Here is a 12,669-nt window from a genome sequence, read left to right as displayed (position 1 = left end):
CGGCTATGTGACCAACATGGCTAAGGGTATCCCTGCAACCGCTATCGAAGTTCCTGCCCTGAACGGCACACCTGATGGTGTCCTCGCCAATGCTGGCATCAGCAAGCAGGGTAACCGTCCTGCATTCGCTAACCGTGCAGACATCGTGAAGTACAACGTCTACCGTTCAGCCGACAATGTCGACTACGAACTTATCGGTTCAGTTAACGCAGTTGAAGGCCAGACCTACTACGAATACTACGATGCAACAGCAGCTGGCGTTTACTACTATCAGGTTCGCGCTGAATACAGCAACGGTTGCGAATCAGATCCTGCACAGAGCGAAGCTAACCCAGCTAACAACTACGTCATCGTGAACGTGACGAGCGTTGCTGAAAACGGCGAAATCGCCCTGTATCCTAACCCGACCAACGGCAACATCACCATCCAGGCCCAGAACATGAACCGCATCACTGTGGTTTCAGTCCTCGGTCAGGTTGTGTATGATGTCGAAATCGAAGGCGACCAGCAGATCATCAACATGGCCCAGTTCAACGCTGGCGTGTACATGGTCCGCATCGCTACCGAAAACGGCGTTAGCACACAGCGCGTTACTGTCGTTAAATAAATGAAATGATTTGGGACACGTGTAGAGACGTGACATGTCGCGTCTCTGCCGCCCCAAACCAAATCATATACGGCAAAATGAAACGGAAGGGCGACTCCAATCAGGAGCAGCCCTTCTTGTTTTTTCAAACATGAATTACCATTAATTTCCACGAATTATTCATTAATTATCCTTGCTTCCGCCGTTTCTTGTTTTCAGGTCATTCACACCGCGAAGGCCGTCATCCTCGCGAAGGCGGGAACTCCTTCGCATATTGGAACATTTTCCTAGAAAATCCCAAAACCAAATCAATGTCGTGTCATTATTGTAATATTCTAATACTTTGTTTAATAGATTGTTATCGCATATAAGAAAAAAAGTTTGCGAAAAATGTTGCGCGTATCAAAAAAGGTTGTAATTTTGCGCCCTGAAACAACGATGCTTCCGTAGCTCAGTTGGTAGAGCACCTGACTCTTAATCAGGGTGTCCAGGGTTCGACCCCCTGCGGGAGTACGATTTCAAAAGTCAATCTGTTGAAAACAATGGATTGACTTTTTTTCTTTGTGCATTAAAAGATGTGCTTTTGTAGTGTAACAATTTGTAATTTAATACTTTATAACTATGGAAAAAGCAAAGATGAAACAACAGTTAGTTGCGTATTTCTATTTGGTGTTAGGCTCGCTGATATTTGCAGTGGGCGATGTGATGTTCGTGAATCCTTATTTGCTGGCTCCTGGCGGAACTTACGGCTTGGCAAACGTTCTGAACACCGTGTGGCCTTGGAAGATTTCCTACTATGCCATTTGCATGGATATTCCTTTGCTGCTGATTGGAACCTGGATTTTAGGACCGAAATTCGGTGCCAAGACGGTGATTTCCACCATTTTGATTTTCGCTTTCACTTGGCTGCTCGAAACTTTCTGGGGCTATCAGCCTGTCATCCACGATGGTTTGCTGAATGAACCGGTCAAGGGGTTGGCTTTTGTGCCTGATTATTTCCTGAATACTTTGGTCGCGGGATTGGTTTATGGCGTGGCTATTGGCTTGGTGTTCAAGTCAGGTGCCACTTCAGGCGGCAGCGACATCATTTCCATGATTTTGCACAAATATACTAAGGTGTCATTGGGAATGCTTGTCCTCATCGTCGACTCGTGCATCACCTTGACATCGTTTATCGCTTTCCGCCAATTGCGTCTGCCTATCTATTCAATCCTCTTGATTGTGATTGAAAGCAAGGTTATCGACTTGATCGTTGAAGGTGTAAAGAGTTATAAGACAGCGTTTATCGTTACGGATGAAATTGATGCAGTCCGAAATTTCATCATCGAGGACCTTGACCGCAGCGGTACCGTTTTCGCAGGCAGCGGCCTCTATCAAGGTGCAGAGCGCAAGATGATTTACGTGACCTTGAACCGCACTGATTTGGTGAAGTTGAAAGCCAATCTCCGTTACCTCGACCCGAATGCTTTCGTCAATGTGATTGAAAGTTCTGAAATCATGGGCAACGGTTTCAAGGCTTTGCCGACGGAATGAACCAAGAGTATGGAATTGGAAGTGAGGAGGATTTAGTTTCCCGAACTTGCCGAGGGGACGGGGATAAGGACATACCTGTGCGTCCGTTATGTGAAAGGCAATTTTGATATGGGCACATTAATACGAAAACTCCCTCTAACTGTGTTTTAAAACCGAGTTAGAGGGAGTTTGATTATGTGTTAAATGCTGCTAAACAATTGTTCCATAGTGATTTGGTGTAAAACTTGTTGGCTGAATTTGTTTTTTAACAATCCAAATGTTGTCACCATTACCAACTGGATGTTTCCGTTGTAATTGTTCTCCAATCTGAAGGCGGAAATCTTGTTTTCCAAGTTGTCCCAATAGGATTTCTTGATGATGAATTTTTCCGCACAATATTTCATTTCGCAGATATTTACCACCTTGTCGGCGCGTTTGATGATAAGGTCAATTTGAGCGTTTTTCTTCTTTATATTGTCACAATCGTCGTTTTTTCTGTTGGAAGTCCATGAAAAACATTCAGTCAGAACACCGCTGATGCCCAAGGCATGTTCAATTTGGGCTTCATGATAAAGGCATAGTTGTTCGAATGCATAGCCGCTCCAAGCGTTGTGTGCCGGCGTGTTGATTTGATGAATCCAGAAATCGTTGTCGGTGTTGTTGTGTTCCTTGATGAACTTGAAATAAAAGAAAGAATAGAAATCTGTAAGTTGGTAAAGGTTCATGCGTTCGGTTTTTCCGTAACCGCGATACCGTCTGATGAGGTCGCAATTGTCGAGGTCGTCGAGGATTCTGGTCAGGTCGCCGCTATTTGCTAGGTGTGTCGCTTCAATGATTTCCTTTCTGGTTAGTCCTTTGCTTTTTTTGCTTAATGCTTCAATCACAGCAATATAGTCTTTTGATTTGCTGAAAAGCGAGGCATACAAATCATCGAATTCGGTTGAAAGTTTTCCTTTGCGGCGGAAAAACAGTTCGTCAATATTTTGCGCAAGGCTTTTGGAGTTGTCTAACAGGCTGAGATAAAACGGAATTCCGCCCATAATCATGTAACATTCGGTTATTTCTTTGTCTGTGAAATGGAAGTTGTGCTTTTTGAGGTAGGTTTTGCACTCGGCAAGATTGAATGGCTTGATGTAGATTTTTCGCGTGAGCCTGTTGTGTAGGCCGCCGTGGTTTCGGATGATGTTTTTCGTAATCCAAGATGTGGCAGAACCACAGACAATTAAAGCCAAATCTTCGCGTGTGCATCCCCAATGGTTCCAAAAATGTTCCAAAGCTGTAATCAGGCTGCTGCGTGGCGTATCCATGAATGGAAGTTCGTCGATGAAAACGACTTTACGGCCTCTTTTTTTCGAGTTCTCTATTAGGCTTCTCAGCATTTCGAAGGCCTCGTACCATGTTGTGGGCTGTTGATAGTTGATGCTGCCTTGCTTGTTCAGTTCTGTCCAAAAGGCATGAAGTTGCTCTTTCTTGCTCTTTTTGGCAAGCCCCGTGAACTTGAAAGTGAATTTGTCCTTGAAATATTGATTTGCCAAATAGGTCTTTCCAACTCTTCGGCGACCATAAATGACCGCAAATTCAGGTACACCAGATTCCATAATGGCATCTAACTCTTTTATCTCTTTATTCCTTCCAATCAATTCCATTAAATTGTTGATTTATTTTTCAATGCAAAAATACATAATTATTTGTAAATCAAAATAAATATTTTTCAAAAAGTCCCTCTAACTATGTCCTAAAACCTAGTTAGAGGGAGTTTGTAGATGTGAAAAGTCCCTCTAACTGTTTTTCAAAATGCACTTAGAGGGACTTTTTGGATTTATTTTTTCCTATTATTCTCCAAACAGCACCTGCTCGATAATGACGGGGAAATTGGCTTGCTCCAAAACATGGATTTTTGCCGCCACCGTGTCGGGTGTTTCGTGGTCGTTCAAGGCGATTTTGGCTTGGAAAATAATCTCACCGCTGTCGTAAAGTTCATTCACATAGTGGATTGTAATGCCGGAATATGGCTCCTTTGCAGCAACGACGGCTTCGTGGACATGTTCGCCATAAAAGCCTTTCCCGCCGTATTTTGGCAAAAGGGCAGGGTGTATGTTGATGATTTTCTTAGGAAATGCCTTCACAAGGCTTTCTGGAATCTGAAGCAGAAAACCTGCAAGGACAATCAAATCCAAATTGAGGCCTTGCATTTCCTTGGTAAATTCAGGCGTGTTGAACTCTTTTTTCGTGACCATTCTCAACGGAATGCCAAGGTTTTTGGCTCTTTCGATGGAATAAGCCTTTGGGTTGTTACAAACCACGTTGACGATTTCGACTTCTTGATTGTTAGAAAAATATTCAGCGATGCGCTGAAGATTGGTGCCGTTTCCCGACACAAAAATGGATATGCGTTTCATTGTAGTTGTGTTTTATTGGAGGGAGGAATTTGTAATACAAGTGATACTTGTTCTCTATCTCCTATTTCATCAATAATTTTACTTTTTCTTTTCCATAAAGGTCAAACCAAGTGTAGAAGCCTTCTTCGGTTTGGCGTGTGTTGAAGTTTTTCCCGAAAATGTATATCGGCTTTTCACTGAGAATGGTGAAACCTTCAATGTCTTGACCATTATTCTTTAATTCTATGGTTTTGTCATTCAATATTTTATAATCTACTTTGAGTAGACTCTCGTAAAAGCTCAAATAGTCCTGAATGGTGGTTGGCAGCATTTTTTTCTCGTTACGAAGATTGGCGATTTGTTGCAGCGCGAAATTGAAACCAGGCATGGCAACAGCGGTACTGTCTTCATCGTATTGCCAGAAAGCACGCTCGGGATCGGTCCAAGCCGGATAGGTGTGCGTGATGAAAACGTTGTGATTGTCAACGAGTCTTTGTAGCCGCTTTGCTTCAAAAAAGTAATACCATTGGCCGTCCGTGTTGACTTCCAATGTGGAAGGTGTCGACCAAAGGCGGAAATGGTTTTCATCAGGCAAAGTGGTGATTTGACGGTTGGGCAAAGCGTCGCCGAAACCATCGTATGGTTGAACGAAATGCCCGTCGAAAATCAGGTGTTCCATACGGTTTTCTTCGTAATAGGCATTCCATAAGTATTTGACTTTGTTTCTTTTCCAGAGTTTTTCGGCAAATTGTGGTGAATCGGTGAGAAGTGCGTCGCAAACCAAGTCTTCACGGTTGTTTTGCGCATTGTTGTTATAGCCGTGGTCAATCCAAGTTGGTGATTCGAATCGTTTGCGCATGAAGCGGAGGGCTTTGCCAAGGTTTCCGTTGACTGTCGTGTATTGTTCGGGTGTATGCAAGCAAATATCGAAACCAATGTTTTTCAGCGATTTAAGTAATTCATAAAATGCTTTGTCAGTTTTTATGGTGGCGTGTAAGCCGGAAAAATTACCGTCAGAAGTTTTGTAGTTGGTTATGCTGTCGGGATTGTTGAAAAATACGCTTTTCGTGACAGGGATATCGAAATAAACGAAACCGCCAACGGCATCTTCTGGACTTGTAATATGCTCGTTTCCAAACAAAACGGCTCGATGGGTGCGAATGTCGGTCCAGTCGGCGTGTTCAGTGAAAATAAAGGCCGATTCGTAGCCGTCCCAAATGGGCATGATGCGTGGCATCTCCTGAATGCCGGTGCCAATGAAAAGCGTAAACTCACCTTTGATAATCGTTTCCCCATCAATTTCTTTGCAGGAAATGTCTTGGAAAAAGTCGGAAGTGTCGTTGCAGAGCGGATAATGAATCAGTGGATGATCGCGCCAATAATCAATGTTGAAATAGGCGGTTCGGTTTTTTGTATCAAATTGGATGGACGAAATTTCCGTGTTGTGGTAGGTGGCGATGCTTCGTTCTCCTTCGCCAACGATAAAGCCTTCACGGTCAAGATAGTACTCGTTTTGGAAATCGAGGCTGTCGAGTTTTTGATTCCTTCTGTTGATAGTGAAAATGCTGTCGGCAAATGGAATGACGATGGCTTGACGCAGCAGTTTGCAGTTCTTATTGAAATGCGTTTCCGCTTTATAAAGCCTCTCGTTGCCTTCCCCGATTTCAGTGAGATGAGTTTCGGAAATATTCGACGTCGATATGTAATGTTTTGTCTTGCAATTGTTTGATTCTTTTTCGAGCTTCCAATCTGTGGAAAATTCGGTTATCGTGTCGTTATCCAGAATGTATTCAAAAAGGTTGGCGATAGGGGAGGAAAGAGCCTCATTGTTCCAGGTGACATGCAGCAGATTATCGGTTTTTTCTGTTTCGCATGTTGTTTTGGGAAGATAGGAATCTTGAATGGGTCTGATGTTCAAGTGGGCGTCGTCAATGAGAATGCGGTTCTTGCCGCGATTCCACAGATACAGCTTGATGATGCCGTTTTTCAAGTAATCCATTGGGAAATTCAGGTCAAGCGAAACGGGGAACCAATCGTTTGCATTGTGGGCGAAATCCGAAATCGGGTAGCTGTGCCAATAAATGTTTCCGCTTTCATTGTCGATGCTGACAACAATCAGGCATTCGCCGATGTTTTGCTCCATTTTGCACCAGAAACCAAACTGGCAATTGATGCTTTGCTTCACAAAATGCTGTCCGGCATCGATTTCTGCTCCGAAACCATATTCATCAATGCTGTCGCAAAGGCAAAAGTGGTTTCCGCTATGAGTCGTGCCGCCTTCAATGATGTTTAAGTTAGTCCAAGGCTTAGAATAATTGCTAAAATTCTCAAAATCATTCAAATATGATTGTGCATTTGCGCTTCCTAAGAAAAACACAGTAGCTGCTAATAATGCCAAATGTCTTATCCGTGCGTTCATTTCCTGCTAATTTGCCGCAAAGATAGCTTTTCTTTTAAAAGGAAACACTATTTTTGTCACATGAAAAAATTGATTTTAGCTTTATTATGTTTCATGCCGTTGTGCTCTGTAGCTCAACTGGTTGCCTGTCGCCAAATGGTTAATGATGGCTATAATTTCTGGCTTTATCTGCCTGATGATTATGCCGATACGATGAGCGAAAAGAAACCTGTCATCATGTTTTTGCATGGAAAAAGCCTCTCGGGAAACAATTTGGAAAAGGTCAGGACATACGGCCCTCTTGATGCGCTTGCAAAGGGGCGTGAAATTGATGCCATCGTGATTGCGCCTCAAACGAATGACGGCTGGTCGCCGAAGAAGGTTATGAATGTGTATGATTGGGTGAAAGAGCATTATGTGATAGACACCAATAGGTTCTATGTGATTGGAATGAGCATGGGCGGCTATGGGACACTCGACTTTGCTGCCACTTATCCCGAAAAAATCGCGGCTGCAATGGCAATGTGCGGTGGTTGCAATGTGCGCGATGTATGCGGACTGAATACCTTGCCTTTGTGGATTATTCATGGAACGGCTGACAGGGCGGTTCCGATGTCCAAATCGATAGCCGTAATGGATGCCATGCGCGAATGTGGTTCTACTGATTTGCTGCGTTTCACGAAACTGCAAGGGGGAGATCATGGTTCACCGGCGCGGATTTTCTATCTGAAAGAGACATACGATTGGCTGTTTTCCCATCGGCTTTCCGATTCGCTGCGGAGCGTGAATACCGATTATGAGATTACAATGAAAACCTTGAAAAATGTTTATTCCGATTTGAGCGGCAAACAGAAAACCTTGAAAGTGAAGGATTCAAAGCCTGAGAAACCTCGAAACGATAAGAATGTTTCAGATTCCGATGGCGAGATTTACCGTGTTAAATCGGGCGATACTTTGACTAGGATTGCGAGAATGCACGGGACGACTATTTCGGAATTATGTAGGTTAAATCATCTGAAAGAGACGAGCATTTTGCAAATTGGGCAGAAGATTCGGGTGAAATAGTTTTACTTTTTGTTTCGGGTTCATCCGCCGCATCGCTGGCTCTGCGGCGTAGACCCGACGTGCCGCTTCGCTTGCGACGGGTTCAAGATAGGCTGCCTATTCAGGGCGTTAGACCGTCCGATTCGGTCGCCATGAAAGGGCAGTCTGATTTCAGCAATAGGCAAGTGAGCAATGCGAACGACACCTGTTGCTGATAAAGGGAAAAGGGTCTTGCACGTGTGCAAGAGCCTTTTCTATTGGTAATGAATGATTTTATTTCCTCAATCCGGCCAATTGCTGCTCAATGACAGCGATTCTGCCAAAAACTACAGCAGGATGAATTTTCAAATGTTTTTTCTGTTTTTTTTCTAACATTGTTGCGTATTAGCTTCCATTTCCCTTATATTTGCAGCGTCATTCAATGGGTGTTGGATGGCTGACATATTGAAAAGACGCTGAACTGGCGTTTATTCGCGGCTATCGGAATCTCGCAAATTCTAAACTATGTCGTGATAACGCAATGGTCATCGTCCACACTTTTGCTATATATTGTTTTCAATATATTATGCTGAAAGCGTGGGTGTGATGCATTGCTTATCTTACATAGTTGGGCAATGCGAGAGCCTCGATAGCGGGATAAGCAAGAGTTGATTCCCGCGCTTCTTTTTTTTATGCCTCATTGACTTGTTTAAACTTGGTGTTCGGGAATCTGCCAAACTTGAAGTTGTCCCGACACGTATTCAGGGAAATAAGAGATGAATAAAAGCAAGTTGTTGTTTTTAGGCATGGTGTTAGGTGTCATGTTACCGCTACTTTTTGTAGGCTGCAAGAAAAAGGAAGATGGCAAACTGACTGTTACCACAAAACCGATTGCGGAGATTGGCGCCAATAGTGCAAAAAGTGGAGGCAATGTAACCGCAACAGGAAATGCTACTGCGGGAACATGTGGCGTTTGCTGGAGTGAAAGCCCAAGTCCAACCACCAATGATTATTTTACGACTGACATTATTGGTCTTGGTGAATACATCTCCGTGATGAACAATCTGAAAGCAAGTACGAAATATTATGTTCGTGCTTATGCCACGCTTAGTTCTGGAGTGGTGATGTATGGCGAAGAAATGGATTTCACCACTTTGTCTGATGGCGGTGGCAATGGTGGAGGTAACGGTGGCGGCGATGGAACGCTTTCCGTGCTTACCAACGATGCCATCCAAATTACTGCTTCGAGTGCGGTGTGCGGCGGCAATGTGACTATAAACGGTGAAGTTACTGTGACCGTGAAAGGCGTATGCTTTGGAACATCCCACACCCCAACTTTGGAAAACCAACATACTTCCGATGGACAAGGTGCGGGTGCATTTACTACCAATTTGACAGGACTGGCTGCAAGCACTGTGTATTATGTTAGGGCTTACGCCACTTCGAATTTAGGTGTGACGACTTACGGCAACGAAATAAGTTTTACAACGCAAGCAGATGGCGGTGGAGGTACGCAAGGAGATTTGCCCATTGTGATAACTAACGAAATAACTGAAATTACGCGTAACACGGCAAAAGGTGGTGGCGTGGTGAATTCGGATGGTGGGTCTCCTGTGACGGCACGCGGTCTTTGTTGGAGCACTAGTTCAGATCCAACCCTTAGCAATAGCACAGCCTTTGGAGGCATGGGTACAGGACCTTTTAACGTACAAATGACTGACCTTGAAATTGGAACCACTTATTATGTGAAAGCCTACGCTACAAATAGTGTTGGAACTGCCTATGGCAACGAAGTTTCGTTTACTACCAAAGGCTTGCCGCCACAAGGAGCCATCAATGGTCTTTTCTCCGTAAGCGAGACCAAACAGGTATATTTTTCGCAAGGTAATTTGCAATACCAAGCTTCCACTAATACTTGGCGCTTTGCGGAACACCAATGGGATTGGGTTGGTGCATATTATTCTTATTCTGGTTATGAACAATATTTAGCAGAAGGAACTATTAGTGGAAGTAATAATGATGACCGTTCAGCAACTTATTCTGGCTGGATTGATTTGTTTGGATGGGGCACAAGTGGCCGCAATCATGGTGCTATATGCTATCAGCCTTGGTCAACAAGTGCGGGCAATGATGACAATTATGCGTATGGCTCAGCCAATAACAATCTTTCTGATTTTACCGGAGAGGCGGATTGGGGATATAATGCCATATCCAATGGAGGCAATCAGGAAGGACTGTGGCGCACATTGTCTTCTTCTGAATGGGATTATGTACTTTTACATCGTGTTACGTCTTCCGGGATTAGATTTGCTAAAGCAAAAGTGAACAATCAAAAAGGATATGTCGTTTTGCCTGATGATTGGAGTTCGTCCTATTATACATTGATTAATGTCAATACTAATAATGGGGATTACACCACCAATACAATTTCTGAGTCGGTTTGGATGAATTCTTTTCAATCGCATGGAGCTATCTTTTTGCCGAATAATATGAGTGAAAGGAATCCTTATGATGCCCCTGCAAGTGGGTTTTATTGGAGTTCTTCGGATTATGATGGTTCACATGCAGCGATAGTGAGAGAGGCTACTATTTGGTACGAACCTAAAGGGTGTTGGGTGGCTGTTCGTTTGGCTCATGATTATTAAATCTGTTTTTCATGAAATCTTATAGAAATAATCAGTTTCTTGCAATGGCATTGCTAATTGTGTCTTTGATTTTGGCAAGTTGTGCAAAAACAGATGGAAAACTTACCGTCACCACCAAGCCGATTGCAGAAATCACTTCCGTTAGTGCGAAAAGCGGAGGCAATGTCACCGCTTCGGGTGATGTTTCGGTTGAAGTGAGTGGTGTTTGTTGGAGCGAAACTCCAAATCCTACCATTGAGAACTTTTTCACTACTGATAATCAAGGTGTTGGAGAATACATTTCTTTCATGAAAAACCTAAGGTCGGGAACGAAATATTATGTGCGTGCATACGCTTCAACCAGCTCGGGCGTAATGTATGGTGAAGAAAAGGATTTCACTACTTTATCTGAAGGTGGCGGTAATAACGGCGGCGGAAATGGTGGAGATGCCTCGTTTAGTGTTTCAACTCACGGAGTCACGGAAATTACGTTTTCAACAGCTATGTGCGGTGGCGTAGTTACTTGCAATGGTGATATGCCAGTAACAGCACGAGGAGTGTGCTGGAGCACTTCGCCTAACCCAACAGTTGACCAATACCATACCACAGATGGGCAAGGTGCAGGCTCATTCACAAGCAACATGACGGGATTGTCGGCTAATACGAAATATTATGTGAAAGCGTATGCGCAAAGCAATTCCCAAACCGTTTATGGCATGGAAATGAATTTCACAACTAACGAACAGCCTCAAGCCCCAACGGTTACGGTAACTCTAATCAATGTCACGCCTACTTATTTGGAACTGAAGTTCGAACCATCAAACAACACTTGGTCTTATTGCTACAACATAGGTGGGACACTAACATCGTCAGGTCATGTTACAGGTGTCATAACCAAGAAGTTCACTAATCAAAATAGTCAATATTTGCAACCTGATACGGAATATGAGTTCAGTGTGGTTGCATACGATGCCAATGGAATAGCTGGAGAAATTATCCATCCGAAATTTAAGACATTACCGGCTCCTTATGCTAACTATTATAGGGTATTTGATAATTTTTATGAACTTAGTTACGTTAAATTAATAAATGAACCTACTGCAAATCCGTATATGAGAAGTAAAGAAATCCAATTCTGGAGCGAACCTGGTTATTGGGTCAGGTTTCTTGCTATTGTTAATTGGACTGAGACGGATAATAATTGGTATTCGGGTGTTTATACAACTGGAGGTGATTATAATTCTGTTGGTTACTGTTTTTGTACTTTTTATAAAAATGGATCGGGTTTTGATACTGGAGATGGAAATGCACTTACTATTTCCAAAAGTGGCAATATGTGGATCTATGACTATTATGGGGAACGAGGTGCTTATACAGCACATTTTGTTGGCATTCCAACGTACTAATCATTTAACATGGAAAAAAGGAAGAGGCAATCCTGTGTGGGTTGCCTCTTTTCATTTATCAAAGGATAATATCATTTCTTCAATCCGGCCAATTGCTGCTCAATGACGGCAATCTTGGCTTCGGCAATAATTCCGAAATGTAATTGGTTACTATTTAGAAAAAGTTTGTAACTTTGCACAAAATTGAAGCAAATGGAAGCTGTGAGAATTAACATAGAATTACCTTCACTCGGTTTATATACAAAAGAGGAACTGACGGATTTGGTACAATCGTACGCATTGTCGCTGGTGCTGTCAAAATGTGTTTCGGATTTGTCTGTAGAAGATGAATTGCGTGAACTTAACCGCCGTGCCGCTGAAATGGACAATGATCCATCGGTTTGCATACCTATTGAAAGGGTGCGTGAATTAGTTATGTCAAGGCTGTGATTAGGAAAGTCGTATTACACGATTTAGCCGTTGAAGAGTTGGCAATTGTGAAGCAGAAAGTTGATGACACTTTTGGCATCGCTGTTGCTACTAGAGTGGTTGATGATTTGATTGAACGTATGAATGCTTTGGCAGTCCGCCCCTATCTTGGCACTATTGACGAACGGTATCTTCCATTCCGTGTCTTGCATTCATGGCATAACAGAATCTTTTATCTTGTCACTGAAAGCGAGATAAGAATCATCGCAATTTGGGACAATCGACGAGACGAGAAGAAGTTGCCAGAGGTTTTGTCGTCAAGATTATGATGTGT

10 protein-coding genes and 1 tRNA gene are annotated in these 12,669 nt (G+C 43.1%); 8 read left to right on the top strand and 3 right to left on the bottom strand.

Annotated features, from left to right (window positions below; genetic code table 11):
• The 3 genes from AC06MN_RS11250 to AC06MN_RS11240 form a co-directional block, all read left to right on the top strand.
• Positions 1-607, top strand: a 607-nt coding sequence (locus AC06MN_RS11250; protein WP_475672475.1) for a T9SS type A sorting domain-containing protein, incomplete at its 5' end; no start/stop codon positions are given.
• Between the two features lie 419 nt (positions 608-1,026).
• Positions 1,027-1,099, top strand: a tRNA-Lys gene (locus AC06MN_RS11245).
• A gap of 108 nt (positions 1,100-1,207) precedes the next feature.
• Entirely contained in the window at positions 1,208-2,119 is a 912-nt protein-coding gene (locus AC06MN_RS11240) for a YitT family protein (RefSeq protein ID WP_475672474.1), read from the top strand.
• 179 nt (positions 2,120-2,298) lie between these two features.
• Here AC06MN_RS11240 and AC06MN_RS11235 read toward each other — a convergent pair whose 3' ends face one another.
• From AC06MN_RS11235 to AC06MN_RS11225, 3 genes are all read right to left on the bottom strand, one after another.
• Entirely contained in the window at positions 2,299-3,744 is a 1,446-nt protein-coding gene (locus AC06MN_RS11235) for an AAA family ATPase (protein WP_475672473.1), read from the bottom strand.
• Positions 3,745-3,930: 186 nt separating this feature from the next.
• Positions 3,931-4,497: a phosphoribosylglycinamide formyltransferase gene (gene purN, locus AC06MN_RS11230; RefSeq protein WP_475672472.1), complete on the bottom strand. Its 567-nt coding sequence runs from the start codon at positions 4,495-4,497 to the stop codon at positions 3,931-3,933.
• A gap of 61 nt (positions 4,498-4,558) precedes the next feature.
• Positions 4,559-6,895 (bottom strand): hypothetical protein, encoded by a 2,337-nt coding sequence (locus AC06MN_RS11225; RefSeq protein ID WP_475672471.1) that lies wholly within the window; start codon positions 6,893-6,895, stop codon positions 4,559-4,561.
• A gap of 60 nt (positions 6,896-6,955) precedes the next feature.
• Here AC06MN_RS11225 and AC06MN_RS11220 point away from each other — a divergent pair, with 60 nt between their 5' ends.
• The 5 genes from AC06MN_RS11220 (at position 6,956) to AC06MN_RS11200 (ending at position 12,664) form a co-directional block, all read left to right on the top strand.
• Positions 6,956-7,939, top strand: coding sequence for a LysM peptidoglycan-binding domain-containing protein (locus AC06MN_RS11220; protein WP_475672470.1), 984 nt, complete (start codon positions 6,956-6,958; stop codon positions 7,937-7,939).
• Between the two features lie 734 nt (positions 7,940-8,673).
• Positions 8,674-10,542, top strand: coding sequence for a hypothetical protein (locus AC06MN_RS11215; RefSeq protein ID WP_475672469.1), 1,869 nt, complete (start codon positions 8,674-8,676; stop codon positions 10,540-10,542).
• A gap of 11 nt (positions 10,543-10,553) precedes the next feature.
• Positions 10,554-11,927 carry a fibronectin type III domain-containing protein gene (locus tag AC06MN_RS11210; RefSeq protein WP_475672468.1) on the top strand — a complete coding sequence of 458 codons (1,374 nt, stop codon included), beginning with the start codon at positions 10,554-10,556 and terminating at the stop codon, positions 11,925-11,927.
• A 192-nt stretch (positions 11,928-12,119) separates the two neighbouring features.
• The gene (locus tag AC06MN_RS11205; protein ID WP_475672467.1) at positions 12,120-12,356 is read left to right on the top strand and encodes a hypothetical protein; all 237 of its coding nucleotides are present in this window, start codon (positions 12,120-12,122) and stop codon (positions 12,354-12,356) included.
• Complete coding sequence (locus AC06MN_RS11200) at positions 12,353-12,664, top strand: type II toxin-antitoxin system RelE/ParE family toxin (RefSeq protein ID WP_475672466.1); 312 nt, start codon at positions 12,353-12,355, stop codon at positions 12,662-12,664. Before AC06MN_RS11205 ends, AC06MN_RS11200 begins: the two co-directional genes overlap by 4 nt.
• Positions 12,665-12,669 lie beyond the last annotated feature (5 nt).

Source organism: Candidatus Limimorpha sp., from assembly GCF_056203535.1.
This window is presented reverse-complemented; position numbering and strand designations above follow the sequence as displayed.